At 59.6% G+C, this 16,907-nt stretch carries 16 protein-coding genes and 1 pseudogene; 4 read left to right on the top strand and 13 right to left on the bottom strand.

What is annotated here, in order from left to right:
* Nucleotides 1-32 precede the first annotated feature (32 nt).
* Both QK293_RS16105 and QK293_RS16100 read right to left on the bottom strand, forming a co-directional pair.
* Nucleotides 33-2,177 carry a 3-hydroxyacyl-CoA dehydrogenase NAD-binding domain-containing protein gene (locus QK293_RS16105; protein ID WP_282378632.1) on the bottom strand — a complete coding sequence of 715 codons (2,145 nt, stop codon included), beginning with the start codon at nucleotides 2,175-2,177 and terminating at the stop codon, nucleotides 33-35.
* Nucleotides 2,178-2,202: 25 nt separating this feature from the next.
* A complete protein-coding gene (locus QK293_RS16100; protein ID WP_282378628.1) occupies nucleotides 2,203-3,408 on the bottom strand; it encodes an acetyl-CoA C-acetyltransferase in 1,206 nt (401 codons plus the stop codon).
* Nucleotides 3,409-3,989: 581 nt separating this feature from the next.
* Between QK293_RS16100 and QK293_RS16095 the strand changes: the two genes are divergently transcribed.
* A complete protein-coding gene (locus tag QK293_RS16095; protein ID WP_282378741.1) occupies nucleotides 3,990-4,811 on the top strand; it encodes a cytochrome c in 822 nt (273 codons plus the stop codon).
* Nucleotides 4,812-4,854: 43 nt separating this feature from the next.
* On the opposite strand, the gene QK293_RS16090 is transcribed toward QK293_RS16095, so the two are convergent.
* From QK293_RS16090 to QK293_RS16055, 8 genes are all read right to left on the bottom strand, one after another.
* Entirely contained in the window at nucleotides 4,855-5,664 is an 810-nt protein-coding gene (locus tag QK293_RS16090; protein ID WP_282378623.1) for a transglutaminase family protein, read from the bottom strand.
* A complete protein-coding gene (locus QK293_RS16085; RefSeq protein ID WP_282378621.1) occupies nucleotides 5,661-6,611 on the bottom strand; it encodes an alpha-E domain-containing protein in 951 nt (316 codons plus the stop codon). The genes QK293_RS16090 and QK293_RS16085 overlap by 4 nt, the downstream gene beginning before the upstream one ends.
* A gap of 12 nt (nucleotides 6,612-6,623) precedes the next feature.
* On the bottom strand, nucleotides 6,624-8,033 hold the full coding sequence (locus QK293_RS16080; RefSeq protein ID WP_074874854.1) for a circularly permuted type 2 ATP-grasp protein: 1,410 nt from the start codon (nucleotides 8,031-8,033) through the stop codon (nucleotides 6,624-6,626).
* Nucleotides 8,034-8,429: 396 nt separating this feature from the next.
* Nucleotides 8,430-8,771, bottom strand: a complete 342-nt coding sequence (locus QK293_RS16075; RefSeq protein ID WP_059404670.1) for a ribonuclease E inhibitor RraB — start codon at nucleotides 8,769-8,771, stop codon at nucleotides 8,430-8,432.
* A 214-nt stretch (nucleotides 8,772-8,985) separates the two neighbouring features.
* Nucleotides 8,986-9,219 carry a hypothetical protein gene (locus tag QK293_RS16070; RefSeq protein WP_282378609.1) on the bottom strand — a complete coding sequence of 78 codons (234 nt, stop codon included), beginning with the start codon at nucleotides 9,217-9,219 and terminating at the stop codon, nucleotides 8,986-8,988.
* A gap of 161 nt (nucleotides 9,220-9,380) precedes the next feature.
* Nucleotides 9,381-10,256: a polyamine aminopropyltransferase gene (speE, locus tag QK293_RS16065; RefSeq protein WP_282378606.1), complete on the bottom strand. Its 876-nt coding sequence runs from the start codon at nucleotides 10,254-10,256 to the stop codon at nucleotides 9,381-9,383.
* A gap of 181 nt (nucleotides 10,257-10,437) precedes the next feature.
* Entirely contained in the window at nucleotides 10,438-10,629 is a 192-nt protein-coding gene (locus tag QK293_RS16060; RefSeq protein WP_282378604.1) for a PLDc N-terminal domain-containing protein, read from the bottom strand.
* Between the two features lie 82 nt (nucleotides 10,630-10,711).
* Nucleotides 10,712-11,242, bottom strand: coding sequence for a hypothetical protein (locus tag QK293_RS16055; RefSeq protein WP_282378602.1), 531 nt, complete (start codon nucleotides 11,240-11,242; stop codon nucleotides 10,712-10,714).
* Nucleotides 11,243-11,420: 178 nt separating this feature from the next.
* Between QK293_RS16055 and QK293_RS16050 the strand changes: the two genes are divergently transcribed.
* Together QK293_RS16050 and QK293_RS16045 are read left to right on the top strand one after the other, a co-directional pair.
* On the top strand, nucleotides 11,421-12,902 hold the full coding sequence (locus QK293_RS16050) for a methyl-accepting chemotaxis protein (protein WP_282378600.1): 1,482 nt from the start codon (nucleotides 11,421-11,423) through the stop codon (nucleotides 12,900-12,902).
* Nucleotides 12,903-13,106: 204 nt separating this feature from the next.
* A pseudogene (locus QK293_RS16045) lies at nucleotides 13,107-13,322 on the top strand (Mpo1-like protein); the annotation flags it as partial.
* A gap of 12 nt (nucleotides 13,323-13,334) precedes the next feature.
* Here QK293_RS16045 and QK293_RS16040 read toward each other — a convergent pair.
* From QK293_RS16040 to QK293_RS16030, 3 genes are all read right to left on the bottom strand, one after another.
* Nucleotides 13,335-14,132, bottom strand: coding sequence for an acyl-CoA thioesterase domain-containing protein (locus QK293_RS16040; protein WP_282378599.1), 798 nt, complete (start codon nucleotides 14,130-14,132; stop codon nucleotides 13,335-13,337).
* A 268-nt stretch (nucleotides 14,133-14,400) separates the two neighbouring features.
* Entirely contained in the window at nucleotides 14,401-15,168 is a 768-nt protein-coding gene (locus tag QK293_RS16035) for a CHAD domain-containing protein (RefSeq protein ID WP_282378596.1), read from the bottom strand.
* A gap of 45 nt (nucleotides 15,169-15,213) precedes the next feature.
* Nucleotides 15,214-15,492 carry a hypothetical protein gene (locus tag QK293_RS16030; RefSeq protein ID WP_282378593.1) on the bottom strand — a complete coding sequence of 93 codons (279 nt, stop codon included), beginning with the start codon at nucleotides 15,490-15,492 and terminating at the stop codon, nucleotides 15,214-15,216.
* 222 nt (nucleotides 15,493-15,714) lie between these two features.
* On the opposite strand from QK293_RS16030, the gene QK293_RS16025 reads away from it, so the two are divergent.
* Nucleotides 15,715-16,755 (top strand): patatin-like phospholipase family protein, encoded by a 1,041-nt coding sequence (locus QK293_RS16025; protein ID WP_282378590.1) that lies wholly within the window; start codon nucleotides 15,715-15,717, stop codon nucleotides 16,753-16,755.
* Nucleotides 16,756-16,907: the final 152 nt, after the last annotated feature.

Below are 16,907 nucleotides of genomic sequence, written 5' to 3'. Positions count from 1 at the left end.
CAAGGCAAGCCCCAGAATGCGTCTCCCGTCCCCTAGAACGCCTCCCCTTTGGCCGCTTTTTCCAGCAGCAGCGCAGGGGGGGCGAATCGCTCGCCATATTGCTCCGCCAGGTACTGGGCACGGGCGACGAAGTCTTTCACCCCGTACTGGTTGATGAACTGCAGCGCGCCGCCGGTCCAGGCGGCGAAGCCGATACCGAAGATCGAACCGACGTTGGCGTCCGCCGTCGAGGTCAACACACCCTCCTCCACACAGCGCACGGTTTCGATGGCTTGCACGAACAGCAGCCGATCACGCACGTCCTTCGGCGAAATCTGCCCGTAAGCCTTCTCGAAACGGGACTTCAACTCCGGCCACAGATGCTTCTGGCCACCGGCCGGGTAATCGTAGAAACCGCCACCTGCGGCTTTACCGGGGCGCTTGTATTCATTTAGCAGCACGTCAATCACGGCAAACGCTGGATGCTCAATCAGCGCTTTCCCTTCTGCTTGCAGGTCTTTGGCGGTTTGCTGGCGGATATGGCTCATCAGGCTGAGGGAAACTTCGTCGGAGATCGCCAGAGGTCCGATCGGCATGCCCGCCTTGCGCGCTTCGGTCTCGATCATCGGCGCGCTCACGCCTTCGCCCAGCAGGGCGATGCCTTCGTTGGTGAACGTGCCGAACACCCGCGAGGTGAAGAAGCCACGGCTATCGTTGACCACAATCGGCGTTTTCTTGATTTGCAGGACGAAATCGAACCCGCGAGCCAGGGTTTCGTCGCTGGTGTGGGCGCCTTTGATGATTTCCACCAGCGGCATTTTCTCCACGGGGCTGAAGAAATGCAGACCGATGAATTTCGTCTGATCCGGCACGGCGGCAGCGAGGCCGCTGATCGGCAAAGTCGACGTATTGGAAGCAATCACCGCGTCCGGGCCAACGACTTTTTGCGCAGCCGAAGAGACGTTGGCCTTCAGATCGCGATCTTCAAACACCGCTTCAATGATCAGATCGCAACCGTCCAGATCAGCATCGCTTTCAGTGGGGTGAATTCGCGCCAGCGTTGCATCGCGCTGATCAGCACTCAATTGGCCCCGAGCGACCTTCTTGTCCAGCAGCGCCGCCGAATGCGCCTTGCCCTTCTGCGCTGCCGCAAGATTGATGTCCTTGAGCACCACGTCGATGCCGGCCGACGCGCTGACAAAGGCGATACCGGCGCCCATCATGCCGGCGCCCAGCACACACACGCGACGCGTCACGTAAGGCGCAAAGCCCTGGGGCCGCGAGCCACCAGCATTGATCTCATTGAGCTGAAACCAGAACGTGCCAATCATGTTTTTCGCCACCTGCCCGGTGGTCAATTCGGTGAAGTAACGGGTTTCGATCAGGTGCGCGGTGTCGAAATCCACCTGAGCACCTTCCACTACGGCGCAGAGGATTTTCTCTGGTGCGGGCATGCAGCCATTGGTTTTGCTGCGCAGGATCGACGGCGCGATGGCCAGCATTTGCGCGACTTTCGGGTTCGACGGCGTACCACCCGGAATCTGGTAACCCTTCACGTCCCAGCGCTGCACAACCGAAGGATTGGCGATAATCCAGGCGCGAGCCTTGGCCAGCAATTCATCACGATCCGCCGCCAGCTCATCAATTAACCCTGCCCGCAACGCCTGCTGCGGCCGGACTTTCTTGCCCTCGAGCAGGTACGGCAAGGCTTTTTCAATGCCGAGCATCCGCACCATGCGCACCACCCCGCCGCCGCCCGGCAGCAGGCCGAGGGTCACTTCCGGCAAGCCGAGTTGCACCGAAGCATGGTCCAGCGCAACCCGGTGATGGCACGCCAGGCAGATTTCCCAACCGCCGCCCAACGCGGCGCCGTTGATGGCCGCGACCACCGGTTTACCGAGGGTTTCCAGGGTGCGCAGTTGCCCTTTGAGGGACAGCACCCTGTCATAGAAGGCTTTGGCTTGGGGCTTGCCGACTGTGATCAGTTCATTGAGGTCGCCGCCGGCGAAGAAGGTTTTCTTGGCCGAGGTGATGATCACGCCGGCGATGGAATCCTTGTCGGCAACGAGTCTGGCGACACAAGCGGCCATGGCGTCGCGGTAGACCGCGTTCATGGTGTTGGCGCTCTGCCCCGGCATGTCGATGGTCAGGACGACGATCTGGTCCTGTCCTTTTTCGTAACGAATGGCTTCGGTCATGTCACTTGTTCCTTAAGGTCGGGGCTCAGAGGCGTTCGATGATGGTGGCAATGCCCATGCCGCCGCCGACACACAGCGTCGCGAGGCCATAGCGCAGACGCCGGGTTTCCAGTTCATCGAGCAACGTGCCGAGGATTGCGCAGCCGGTGGCCCCCAGCGGGTGGCCCATGGCGATAGAGCCGCCGTTGACGTTGACCTTGTCCGGGTCAATCGCCATGTCCTTGATGAATTTCAGCACCACCGAGGCGAAGGCTTCGTTGACCTCGAACAGGTCGATGTCGTCGACCCGCAACCCGGCCTTGGCCAACGCCTTGCGGGTAGCCGGTGCGGGGCCGGTGAGCATGATAGTCGGATCGGTACTGGTGACTGCGGTGGCAACGATCCGCGCCCGTGGCTGTAAGCCCAACGCCCGACCCTTGGCCTCGGAACCGATCAACATCAGCGCCGCGCCATCGACGATGCCGGAGCTATTGCCCGGCGTGTGCACGTGGTTGATCCGCTCGACATGGCTGTAGACCCGAATCGCGGTGGCGTCGAAACCCATTTGCCCGATCATTTCGAAGCTCGGCTTGAGCGTGCCCAAGCCTTCCAGGGTCGATTCGGCGCGGATGAATTCATCGTGATCGAGCAGGATGATGCCGTTCTGGTCCTGCACCGGCACCAGCGACTTGTTGAACGAACCGTCGGCCCTCGCCCGCGCAGCCTTTTGCTGGGAGTGCAGCGCATAGGCATCGACGTCCTGACGGCTGAAACCCTCCAGCGTCGCGATCAGGTCAGCGCTCACGCCCTGAGGGGTGAAATGGCTGTGAAAGTTGGTTTGCGGGTCCAGTGCCCAAGCACCGCCATCGCTGCCCATCGGCACGCGGGACATGGACTCGACGCCGCCGACCACCACCAGGTCTTCGAAGCCGGAACGCACTTTCATCGCGCCGAGGTTCACTGCCTCCAGCCCCGATGCGCAGAAGCGATTGATCTGTACACCCGACACACTGACGTCCCAATCGGCCACCTGGGTCGCGCTTTTGGCAATGTCTGAGCCTTGGTCGCCGATGGGCGTCACGCAGCCAAGCACCACATCGTCAACCTGACGGGTGTCAAGGGAAGTGCGCTGTTGCAGCGCCTTTAGCAGCCCGGCGACCAGGTTCACCGGTTTGACGCTGTGCAAGGCGCCGTTGGCCTTGCCTTTGCCGCGGGGCGTACGTAACGCGTCGAAAATCAAAGCTTGGGTCATGACGTCCTCGAACCTGGGCGGGGAGCAAATACAGAGTTCCCACCTTAGGCCGAGCGCCCATGGATTCAATGACCGCAGCGCTCACTGACGTTGACGGACGCGCTCAGACGGACGGTAGTCAACCACCGCTTTAACCGATTCAGGACACCAAGCTGTCTAGCAAACGGGCGCCCAAGAAGCTGGCAATAGGCCTCATGCCATTTTAAGAGCAATTTGTATGACGCCCATACGAAATGGATCTAAACCAAGCGTGACGCGGGCTCTAAGGTGAACTTGTACGAAGTTGTCGTCGGGTTTTGCCGAGGCGCTCGTCAAACAGGAAGTGCAACGCTCTGCCGTCATGGAGAAATGCAGGCAGGCATCAGGAAATAACAATAAAGGCGGTCAAGCCATGTTCAAACAATCGAAAGTACGTCAAGCCGGGCTCATTCTATTCGCCACTACGCTGTTGTTGATTTTGCCGAACCTGACCAAGGTGATCGGCTGACTTAGCGACAGATTTTATATCGCCCTATTAAAATGTGACGGGCTCGCTACCCGGGCCAGCGTGGGTGTGCCAACCTTTGCGGCACTTCCACGACATGGACGGCGATCACTTGAAAACGCTCATTCTTTTCGGGGCCTTGCTGCTCAGTACGCCTCTGTCTGCTGCACAGCTGGACCTTGAGTTGGGCGCTAGCAGTCGCACCTGGCAAACCGAGGAATTGCTCAAGCATCCTCAGGTTCAGACCATCACGATCAGCAACGACGTTTCCTACAAACGGGACATGAGCTATCACGCTGTTCCGTTGGCTGCGTTGTTGACCGGCATCAAGCCTGAAGATCATCTACAGGCTGTTGCCCTGGATGGTTTTGCCGCAGAACTGTCGGCTGCGCCGTTGCTCAATACCCAGGGTGCGCGCGCATGGTTGGCAATTGAAGAGTCCACCAAGCCGTGGCCAGCGCTGTCGGAAGGCAAGCCCGGCGCCGGACCGTTCTATCTGGTCTGGACCGATCCGCAGGCGGGCGACATCAGCCCCGAGCAATGGCCATTTCAGGTGGCGAGCATCAAGCGCATGGCACCGGTGGCCGAGCGCTTCCCTGCCCTGCTGCCCGATCCGGCGCTTAAAGCCAACGATCCGGTGAACAAGGGCTTTGCGCTGTTTCAGAAGAATTGCCTGGCGTGTCATCGATTGAATGGTGCCGGGGATGCGCAGTTTGGGCCTGATCTGAATATTCCGTTTAACCCGACCGAGTACTTTGGTGCGGATTTCCTTAAGCGCTACATTCGTGACCCGCAGAGTTTGCGTCAGTGGCCGCAGGCGAAAATGCCCGGGTTCTCGGCGACGGTGTTGCCGGACGGGGATCTGGAAATGTTGGTGGGGTATTTGAAGCATATGGCTGGGCGCAAAGTTAAACCCTGACCGATCGTTCCCACGCTCTGCGTGGGAACGATCGTGTTAGGGATTATTGCTGCTGGACGGAGATCACCGGCATCGGTGTCGGTGACACAAACACTTTCGCATGCATCTGCTCGCAACCTCCGCCCCGCCGCATGCCTCGCACCGGGCAGGCATCCAGGTAATCCAGACCCACCGCCAGTTTCAGATGACGCTCAGGCCTCGCCAATTCATTGGTCACGTCGAAGCTGTACCAGGCGTCATCGAGCCAGGCTTCCGCCCAGGCGTGACTGGCCAGGTGTTCGCTGTTCTCGCTGTACAAGTAACCCGACACATAACGCGAAGGAATGCCCAGGCTGCGAGCGCAGGCGAGAAACGCGTGGGTGTGGTCCTGGCAGACGCCCGAACGCCCGGCGAAGGCCTGAGCAGCGCTGGTGTCCACTTCGGTGGAGCCCGGCGTGTAGGTCATGTGCTGGTTCAAGCCATGCATCAAGTCGATCAGCGCCGTGCGATTCCGGCGTTGCTTGCATTCTTTCTCGGCGAACGTACGCAGCGCTTCATCGGCTTCGGTCAAGCGCGTGAAACGCAGGAACGGCAGCGCCGACTGGCTTTCATGCTCCGCCTCACGCAATTCGTCGATGTCCACCTGCCCACGCGCGCCGATGATGATCGCCTCGTGGGGCTCATCCAGGGTCAGCACGTGCAGGATGTTGCCGAACGGATCGAGTTGCGCGCGCACCGGGCGCGGCAGGTCGAGCTGCCAGCTGAGCACATGCTGGCGCTCGCTGTCGTGGGGTGTCAGTCGCAAGTACTGGATGCTCGCCCGCACCTGATCTTCGTAGTGATAGGTGGTCTCGTGGCTAATGGAAAGTCTCATGCAGCCTCCAGGTAGGAACTGTGTATGGCGTTACCCAGCTGGCGCACCAGCGGGATGAACTCGGTCAGCCAGGCGTGCAGGCCTTCGTCGAGAATTTCGGTGATACCGGTGTAGCGCAAGCGTGCGTCTATTTCCGCGGCCAGGCGTTGCGCAGGACGACCGTTGGCCCCCGGCAGTTGGGCGAGGATCTGGTCAATTTCTTCGGTGCAGGCGCGCAGGGAACGCGGGACATCGGCCCGCAACAGCAGCATTTCTGCCACATGCCGGGCGCTGGGGGCGTCGCGGTAGATTTCGGTGTAGGCCTCGAAAGAGGACAACGCCCTTAGCAAAGCACTCCACTGGTAGTACGCGTGCGCCGTGCCATCGCTGACCGCTTCGGCCTGATCGCCGGCCATTTCGTAGCGGGCATCCAGCAGGCGCAACGTGTTGTCAGCCCTTTCGATAAACGTCCCCAGACGAATGAAGCGGAACGCGTCGTTACGCATGATGGTGCCGTAGGATGCGCCGCGAAACAGGTGGGAACGTTCCTTGATCCACTCGCAGAAACGGCTCATGCCGTAGCGACTCAACCCCTGATCGGCTATCCCGCGAATTTCCAGCCAGGTGGCATTGATGTTTTCCCACATGTCGGCGGTGATTCGCCCACGTACCGCATGGGCACTGGCCCGCGCGGCGCCGAGGCAGCTGTAGATACTCGCCGGGTTGGCCGCGTCCAGGGCGAAGAAATGCAGCAGCCGTTCGGCGTGCAATTCGCCGTGGCGCTCCAGGTAATCGTCCAGGGTGCCGGTAATCAGCAATGGCATGGCAAGTTCATGCAGGCCATCACCACGGCCATCCTGCGGCATCAGCGACAGCGAATAACTGATGTCGAGCATCCGTGCGAGGTTTTCCGCCCGCTCCAGGTAACGCGACATCCAATACAAATCCGAGGCAGTTCTACTTAACATGGCTGGCGTCCTTCAATCCTCAACCACCCAGGTGTCCTTGGTTCCGCCACCCTGGGACGAATTCACCACCAGAGAGCCTTCGCGCAGGGCAACACGGGTCAAACCGCCGGGCACAACCCGGGTTTCGCGGCCAGACAATACAAACGGACGCAGGTCGATGTGGCGTGGAGCGATGCCGTTTTCGACAAAGGTCGGACAGGTCGACAGTGACAGCGTCGGTTGCGCGATGTACGCATGGGGCTTGGCTTTGATCCGCGCGCGGAAAGACTCGATTTCCGCCGCCGTCGCCGCCGGCCCCACCAGCATGCCGTAACCGCCGGAGCCCTGGGTTTCCTTGACCACCAACTCTGGAAGATTGGCCAGTACGTGGGAAAGTTCGGAGGGATTACGACACTGCCACGTCGGCACGTTTTTCAGAATCGGCTCTTCATCCAGGTAGAAACGGATCATGTCCGTGACGAATGGATACACCGACTTGTCATCCGCGACCCCGGTACCGATAGCATTCGCCAGCACGACGTTGCCGGAGCGGTACGACGACAGCAGCCCTGGAACGCCGAGCATCGAGTCCGGGTTGAACGCCAGCGGATCGAGGAACGCATCGTCGAGGCGACGGTAGATCACGTCGACGGCTTTCGGCCCGTCCGTGGTGCGCATGAAGACCTTGTCGTCCCGCACGAACAGATCCGCGCCTTCCACCAGCTCAACGCCCATTTCCCGCGCCAGGAATGCATGCTCGAAAAACGCGCTGTTGAAACGGCCCGGCGTCAGCACCACCACGCTGGGGTTATCGATCGGGCTGGAGCTTTTCAGGGTATCGAGCAACAGGTTCGGATAATGGTCGATGGGGGCAATGCGTTGCGCCGCGAACAATTCGGGGAACAGGCGCATCATCATCTTGCGGTCTTCGAGCATGTAGCTGACGCCGCTCGGTGTACGAAGATTGTCTTCGAGCACGTAGTACGTGCCGTCGCCATCGCGTACCAGATCGACACCGGAGATGTGGGAATAGATATCCCGGTGCAGATCGAGCCCTTGCATCGCCAACTGGTATTGCTCGTTGGCCAGCACTTGCTCGGCCGGGATGATGCCGGCCTTGATGATGCGCTGCTCGTGATAGAGGTCGGCGAGGAACATGTTCAACGCCTTGACCCGCTGAATGCAGCCGCGCTCGACGACTCGCCATTCACTGGCGGGGATGCTGCGGGGGATGGTGTCGAAGGGAATCAGGCGCTCTGTCCCTTGCTCATCACCATAGAGCGTGAACGTAATCCCGGCGCGATGAAATAACAGATCGGCCTCGCGTCGCCGTTGTGCCAAAAGTTCGTCAGGCGTTTCGGCCAGCCAACGGGCAAACTCACGATAATGCGGGCGGACCTGGCCGCCGGCATCGTACATCTCATCAAAATAGGTGCGGATCATGCCGTACTCCTTGTCACCCGGACATCTGGGCTTCGCAAAGCCCGTGCCATCGGCATAAACGCTTTGATATCAATCAGTTGGATAATCGCACTGCACGCACCGCACCAATCCTGTGCGGTAAATGCCCGCACCTGATCGCCCCCGCTTCATTGCGAAGCAATGTTGTCGTCTATCTCCAGCATAGCCAGCGTTGATTTCACTGCTCGGGAGTCGATGCGGATAATCCGCGCATTCGCTGGAAAACTGATCGTTCTTCCCTTTAGCCGCCTGCTCAGGCGGCTTTTTTGTGCCGGATTCTTGTTTCAGGGTTTTGCCTGGTACGTTTTCTGCCCCGCGAAAACGAAAACGGCCAACCCTGAGGTCAGCCGTTGCTGAGTGTTGTTACTGTTCATAAGGTTATGCGAGTAGCCCTCGTACCTCCTGCTTGACGCCCCATCCTTCGATGATGCCGCCCAAAGGCTCGACCACCGCCTCGAAATCCTGCTCAAAGTCGCCGATGCCGTCATAAGTGGCGTACATCACTTTGCTCAGTTCCAGGTACCACGCGCCGTCGTCGCGCACGCTGATTTGTGCATTCAAGGATTCACCACAGTAATGCCCCGCCGCCCTGCGCGCCCGCTCCTCGTCCGGGAAAATGGCGTAGAACTCGATGGGATGAAATCGTGAAAAGTCAAAACCGCCTTCTTTCATGCGGCGCAACACGCTGCTGCTGATGTCTTCTTGATAGGCTGTGCTCATGAAACGTCCCCCTCAGACTGATGGATAGACTTTCCGTATTCCCGGCACTCGCCACCGAATGGGGCGAGCGATGCGGCAACAACATTGCCGGTGGGAAGCAAGCATGTAGCTGACAAGACCAGACCTTAGCGATCCGTTCGCTGATCTCGCTTGCAGAGTAGCCCCAAGATAGAGCCGCTGCCAAGGCCTGGTTGTGAATGTGACAACGTGAGTGTCAGACGGGAGTAATGCTGAGGATTTCAATGCTGTTCTGGGTTTTCAGACTTTTGACAGTCGGATCATCGGCGCGCCCTTCCAGATCGTTGAGGTCCAGTTCGGCAGCCACAGGCAGACGCCGGGCGCGAATGAGTTTCGCGGCTTGCTCGTTGTTCGGGCATTCATCGCTCTCGAACACCTCGTCAACTTGCTCACCGTGATCATCAACGAAAGTGACTTTCCACTTTTGCATCGGTGCCTCCTCGATAAAACCCGCGGATGGGTTTACCACTATCTCGACCTTGTACCCCGGCCAATCGTTCAACCGGACCCTCTCTCTATAAGTGAAGCATGAAAAAAGGGTCGCCTCCGACGTGTTTTACACCGGGGCGACCCTTTCCGACCTGCGTGCCATTAGTCGTTGCTAGGTTTGTTCACAGCCTGCAGGACGTATTGCGGCAAGGCGAAGGCGCCGATGTGGATTTCCGGGTTGTAGTAGCGGGTGATGATGCCGCTGCCGGCGAAACGCTGCTGCAGGGTTTCGCGGGACAACTTGCGATAGGCGGTATTCGTCGCACCCCAGGCGAAGGTCATGGCGCCGCCGATGTAGGTCGGCACGGCCGCCTGATAGAAGTGCCAGTCCGGGAACAGACTGCGCAGGCGCCCCGCGGTGGTTTTGACTTCTTCGATTTGCATGAACGGCGTGCCGTTCTGGGTCACCAGAATGCCGCCTTCGTTCAGGCAGCGACGGCAGGCCTGGTAGAAGTTTTCCGAGAACAGCACTTCACCCGGGCCAATCGGGTCGATGGAATCGGAAATGATCACGTCGAATTTTTCGGTGGTGGTGGCGACGAAACGCATGCCGTCGTCGATCACCAGGTTCAGTCGTGGATCATTGAACGCACCCTTGGAGTGGTTCGGCAGGTACTCCTTGCACATGTCGACCACAGTGCCGTCGATCTCGACCATGGTGATGTGCTCGATGCTGCGGTGCTTGGCCACTTCACGCAGCATGCCGCCGTCGCCACCACCGATGATCAGCACGCGCTTGGCGGTGCCGTGCGCCAGGATCGGCACGTGGGTGAGCATCTCGTGGTAGATGAATTCATCGGCTTCGGTGGTCTGGATCACGCCGTCCAGCGCCATCACCCGGCCCATGCGCGGGTTTTCGAAAATCACCAGGTGTTGGTGTTCGGTGCGCACTTCGTGCAGCAGTTTTTCCATGCGAAAACGCTGGCCGTAGCCTTCGTAGAGGGTTTCCAGGTATTCGCTGGTTGGTGAGTTGCTCATGGGAAGTGCTCCGATGAATGCGGTGCCAACGGACGGTTACCCGCCCATGAGGGTCAATCGATCACCTCGATTGCCCGGGAAGGCGCGAATTCTACGTCGCGGGATATGACAGGTCGAACCTTGGTCAAGACGTGATCATTCGGATATCCACAGGGGAAATGTGTCGGCCTTGAGTGCGTGCTCAGATTCGCACGTTTCCCCGTGGCCCGGCGATGGCCCAGATGATCAGCCCCAGGACCGGCAGCAACAGGATCAACAGCACCCAGATGATTTTCATCCCGGTGGTGGCGCCACTTTTCAGCACGTTGATGATTGCCCAGATGTCCAGGGCAAGAATAATCAGGCCAATCAGACCATTGAACGTGGAACCCATGGTGACGCTCCCTAAGAGTGGTATGCACTCTTAGGATAGCCGGCCATTGCGAGGGTTCCGTTTTATTAGCCCCTTGTAGGCTTCAGACGTGGATCGCCACTTTCAGGGCTTCCAGGGAGGGTGCGGCAGCGATGCCGACTTCGGCGCACAACTCGAGCACGCGCGGCATGTCGTTGCCGTAGACCAGCACCACTTGCTGTTCGTCGTCGAGCAGCTGACTGAAGTTCATCAGCACGTAGCCGCCGTTTTCCTTGTTCATGCTGCTCATCTGCACTTGAATGCGATTGAGCGCGGTCAGGGCTTCGGTCTTGGCCAGTTGCTTGGGTTTAATGTTGAAATCAACGCCAGGCCCGAACGAGGCGACGATCTGGGCGAACAGGTCCATGTAGGTGTCAGCCTGAAACAGCACGGTTTCCGGCAGGCTGCCCACGACCACCCACTCACCCAGCGGAATCGGGAACGTGTCGTCGTAGTTGATGTCCGGATTGGCCGTCAGAAAAGCCTCGGGATTGGCGTAGGCCTGGGACGCTTCGTCAGCGACTTTCAGGATTTCGTCATCGCTCATGCACCCGGCGCTTATTTTGCTGATGAGTTCGACGAGTGCGGCTTTCATGGGGCGGAATCCTGTAGCGAGGGAATTTTGAAGCCACGAAGGATAGCGCATTACGCCCCGCATTTCCTGTGCGCGAGCAGGGTCGGGATTGTTGACACACATCAAAGTCTGACGCACTGAGTAGCGGCAAAATACTGGCACCTTGCCGAAACTGTTTCCGCTATCAGAGAAGACCTCCATGGGTGCCTGGCTTAGCAATATCTCACTGAAATACAAATTCTGGGCGGTCAACGCCGTCGCCTTTGTCACGACCTTGTTGCTGGTGATCTATGCCGTGCAACTCGAACAACAGGCCCGCAGCCATGCCTCCCAGGCATCGGCACAAGCCCAGGCGCGACTGCTCGGCGCCTGGCCCGCCGGGCAACCTCTACCCAAAGCCGATAACGTGCTGACTTACAGTCGCGGGCAGGCACCGTTGCTGAACGGGCAGCCGGCACTGGACCTGGCCGATACCAACGGCTGGGTCGGGATCAATGCCATGCCGCTGTTTGGCGACAACCCGTTGATGGGCGCCGAAGTGTTTACGCGCACGGATGGCAATCAGGTCGCGGTGATTGCCCATGGCCCGAGCCTGACCCAGGTATTTGGTGAGCGTTTTCCCAACTATGCAGTGGCGGTAGCGATCCTGATGCTGGCGATGCTCGGCGCTTCGCAGTTATTGATCCGCTTCCTGCTCAGCCAGCTCAATACGTTGAAGGACGTCATGCTTCACGTCGAGAAAACCGGTGACCTGTCGGCCCGTGTGCCGCTGGCCTGCACTGACGAAGTCGGGCAGATGGCCAATGCCTTCAACGCCATGCAGGCCGGTTACCAGCGGGTGGTCAACACCGTTGCCAGCACCGCCCGGCAACTGGATATCGGCGCAGCGCGGATGGCGTCGAGCATGAACGAGGTGCGTCACGGCATGCTCGGCCAGCAAAGCGAAACCGATCAGGCCGCCACGGCGATCAACGAAATGACCGCCACGGTCCATCACATTGCCCAGCACGCCGGCGCCACTCGCGACCTCTCGCAAACCGCCGACACCCTGGCCGGCAGCGGGCAGCAAGTGGTGAGTCGGGTGCAGAAGTCGATTGCCGGGTTGTCCAGCGGGGTGCAGCAGACTGCCGAGATGATTCAGCGTCTGGCCGAGGACAGTCAGAAGATCAACAGTGTGGTCAGTGTGATTCACAGCATTGCCGAGCAGACCAATCTACTGGCCCTGAATGCGGCCATCGAAGCGGCCCGTGCCGGTGAAATGGGTCGCGGCTTTGCGGTGGTCGCTGATGAAGTGCGCAACCTGGCCAAGCGTGTCCAGACGTCCACCGACGAGATCACAATCATGGTTTCGGCGATGCAGGCCGGGACACGGGACGCAGTGGACTTCATGCAGGAAAGCTCGTTCAAGGCCGACGATTGCGTGCAGCAGGCTCAGGAGGCCGGCGCAGCGTTGGCGGAAATCACCAGCGCAGTGGCGCAGATGCGCGAAAGCAATACGCAGATCGCCGTGGCCGCCGAGCAGCAGAGCCACGTGGCGGAGGAGATGAACCGGTCGATCGTGAGCATTCGGGATGTGACCGAGACCACTGTGCAGCAGACTGTGAATTCGGCGACCACCAGTCATGAATTGGCGGCGTTGGCCGGGGAATTGAGCAAGGCTATCGGGCAGCTCAAACTTTGACGGCCCCTTCGCGGGCAAGCCTCGCTCCTACAGGTCGTGCGCAGCCCCTTGCAGGAGCGAGGCTTGCCCGCGAACGCGTCAGCCCGGTCGCCATCAATATTGACCATGACACCTATCACTTCGATAGCCAACCTTGATTCGCCGCCCGTAAGTGCCACGCCTATTCTTCAATCATGTGTTCAACATGGATCGAGGAGTACCATCATGGGCAAACGTCACCCCAACCTGCCCGCCTGGCAATGGCGAGCGTACCCGAACAATCACCAGCACCCGACCAATCGGGTGCTGCACCTGATGGCCGTGCCGCTGTTCATCGTGGCGTTTCTGCTGATTGTTTCGGGGGTATTCAGTCTGAGCTTCGCCAATGTCGCGATCGGTGTGATCGGCCTGCTCGCAGCGCTCGGCCTGCATCGCCATGGCCAGCGTCACTGATCAGGCGAAAATCGTCACCGTCTGCCGGCTCATGGCAATCAACTGACCGTCCGCGCTCCACAGCTTCGCGGCCGCATGACCGTAGCCGTCAGCGGCATGCTCGATGTCGACGAGGTATTTGCACCAGTCCAGCGTGCTCAGTTCAAGCAATGGCTGAACGAATTCGAGGGTCCAGGTCAGCGTACTGCCCATCGCCGGTTTCTTCAGGTGCGGTAACAGCGCCGGTGGCCAGGCGTCGACCAACGCCAGGATATGCGACTCGCTGACCGCCTCTTCCTTAACGTCCCCGCGCAAGCGCACCCAGCCGCCCATCTCGCGGGATGTGTTGCCAGTGAACGGCAGACCGCCGACGCTCCAGCGCATTGCCAGATGCCGCATGAATTCCGGGGTCACACCTTTGATGTAAGGCAACTCCTGGCAATCGTCCCAGTGCTTCATCTCGGGTGCCGGTTCGGCGGTTACCGCCACTTCCGACGGTCGCGAGGCGCCGAAGCTGCCCTGGACCAACGTCACCACTTGGCCCTTCTGCATCGCCCGGCCCAGCACCTGACTGACCGCTTTGCCTTCGCGCAGCACATCGACTTCAAAGCTGACCGGCACATCAGGCTCGACAGGGCCGACAAAGGTGATCGCCAGCGAACGCACCGGACGATCCGCCGGGACTTTTGCGCGCATCGCTTCGTATTGCAAGGCAGCCACCAGGCCACCGAAACTGGCACGCCCCTGAGCCCATTCGGCCGGGATAGACAGCTCCAGCGGCTGGCTGCGAACAGCGTCGAGCAGATCGGAAAAACGCATGAAAACCTCGGTGCGGGAAAAGATGAAGAGATCTTAACCAGCCTGCGAGGACGGCACAGCGCTTATTCCGGCCAAAGAGGCGGACAGATAGGCCGGATAGTACCGCCGCCCCTTGTAGCAGCTGCCGAAGGCTGCGTTCGGCTGCGCAGCAGTCGTAAAACCTGCCAATTCGATTTTACAGCTATCACCGAGATAACCGGATTAGCGACTGCTGCGCAGCCGAACGCAGCCTTCGGCAGCTGCTACATAGCTCTAATATGTGGTGGTTTCAGGATTTGAAACAGGCGGCACTGAGTTTGTCGAGGACGCGGTCGGCGCGGTCTTCGGCCTTGGCCATGGTGGTTGTCCAGATTGCGACGCAGGGCTGCAAATCGGCCTCCTGTTCGGACCGGGCCAGCCATTGCCAGCAATCGTGCCAATCGCCCAAAGCACCCTGGGCCGATTTGAGTCCGGGCAGCGCCGGTTTCGGCAATCGATCAAGCTCGGGATAGGCTTCGATCCCATAGCGCACACGCTTGATCAGCAAGCGCAAACGATGACGATCATGGGCAGGATCGTGCAGGGCCTTATCGAGTTTTTTCCATTGGTTGGCCAGACGTTTTTCGATGCGCTGACGCAAGCCCTTGAGCAAGCCCTGACGCTGGGAGGCCCGCAAAAAACGCGGAAAGGCGTCGAGGATCATCAGCAACTGCGCCACTTCAGGACTTGCCGCCACCGCCGGATAAGCCTTGGCCATTTGCGCCATGCGCCGATGGGCAGCCTCGGGTTGGTCATGCTGGAGCAAGTACGCCGCCAGCACTTCGCGATCGCGCAACGGCGTGGTCAGGTCGCCGACCCGGGACGCCGCCGCTTCCAGCTGTTCGACCCCGGGTAAGCCGCGCAATGGCCGCAGCAGACTGCGCAAACGGCGAACCGTGGTGCGCAGATCGTGCAACGCTTCAGGGTCGGTGCAGGCACTCAAGCGTGCCTGACAGGCCAGCAGACGAACTTCCAGGCCCACGACATGAGCCACCAACCGATCAATCAAGGCAGACATCGCTTGCTCCCTGAATCGAATTCCCCCAATTGCCTACATCATGCCTCAACGGCCCGCGCGTGACTCACGAATATAGAAGCGCGCCTTCTCGGCCTTCTTGGCGCAGCCTTCGAACGCTTCGAATTGCTGCTGGGTCTTGGCGCCGGTCAACAGCGACAGCGCCTTGGAGTAACTGACATTCCCGGCGAAACCTTCAGCCTTGGCCAGGTCCAGCTCATGCCACGCGGCATCGATCCCGTTGGCGCAGCTGTCACGATAAGCGGTTTTGCCGGCGCAACCGGCGAGTGCCAGGGCAATCAATGGCACACAGATCCAGGTTTTCATCACTCACACCTCAAAAATAGGTCAACAGTCGTGCAGTTAAGACGGTCTGGCGCGTGAAAAGTGCCTTGGTCCCACCGCGGAAACTTTAGCGCTCGCGAGAATACCCATCTGCCGCCACGGAGTGTCGAAAAAACGACGCACCCGCCTCACGAAACGACCTTAGCGATTGAAGCGCGCCCCTCGATGGGTGCATTGTTGAACCTTGTCAGACGAGGGCGATTCATGAAAAAGCGTGTCGCACTGGTGCTGGGCTCAGGTGGAGCCCGGGGCTATGCCCATATCGGTGTCATTGAAGAGATCGAGCGGCGTGGCTACGACATCGCCTGCATCGCCGGTTGCTCCATGGGCGCGGTGGTCGGCGGGATTTATGCCGCCGGCAAACTCGACGAATATCGCGACTGGATCGAAAGCCTGGACTACCTCGACGTCTTGCGGCTGGTGGACGTCAGTTTTCGCTTGGGCGCGATTCGCGGGGAGAAGGTTTTCGGGCAGATCCGCAAGATCGTCGGCGAGATCAATATCGAAGACCTGCGCATCCCTTACACGGCGGTGGCGACCGACCTGACCAACCAGCAGGAAATCTGGTTCCAGGAAGGCTGCCTGCATCAGGCCATGCGCGCCTCGGCGGCGATTCCCAGCCTGTTCACCCCGGTAATGCAAGGCAATCGCATGCTGGTGGACGGCGGCATCCTCAACCCTTTACCGATCGTGCCGGTGGTGTCGAGTCATTGCGACCTGATCATCGCGGTCAACCTCAACTCCACCAACCAGCGCCACTATCAATTGCCGGTGATCCAGCGCCCGGCGGCGTTCAAGAGTCGTTTCGACAGTCTGATCAACTCACTCGGTTCAAAATTGCCATTTCGCCGCAAACAGGCGGAACAATTGCTGCTGCTGGAGAAGGAAGCGTTGATGGCAGAAGCGGCCGAGATCAACCCGTGGATCGAATCCGCCGAACCCGAAGCCCAGCAACCGGCAGCCGCCCCAGAACGCGCGGGCGCCCCGAAATCTGCGACAGGCTCGTTCATCATCGACAACGTCGGCCCGGCCTCTTTGCTGGACCTGATCAACCAGAGTTTCGAGGTGATGCAAACCTCATTGGCGCAGTACAAGATCGCCGGTTATCCGCCGGATATCTTGATCAACGTGCCCAAACGGGTGTGCCGGTTTTTCGAGTTCTATAAAGCGCCGGAACTGATCGCGCTGGGGCGGGAGATTGCGCGGGATACGATGGATCGGTATGAGAATGAGCGGGATTCCTGAGATTCTTGAGTGAAGCAACTGGCCTCATTGCGGCATAGGTATCTACACGTCTCTAAAGTCTTCGGCTGGCCCTTACCGGCTGCGAGCGTTTCATTTGTCGATCAGACAGATGGACCAAAAAGTCCCTTGTTTGCTCGGCAAACTTACCCTTT

This window comes from Pseudomonas sp. AL03 (assembly GCF_029960815.1).
Lineage (GTDB): Bacteria > Pseudomonadota > Gammaproteobacteria > Pseudomonadales > Pseudomonadaceae > Aquipseudomonas.
This window is presented reverse-complemented; position numbering and strand designations above follow the sequence as displayed.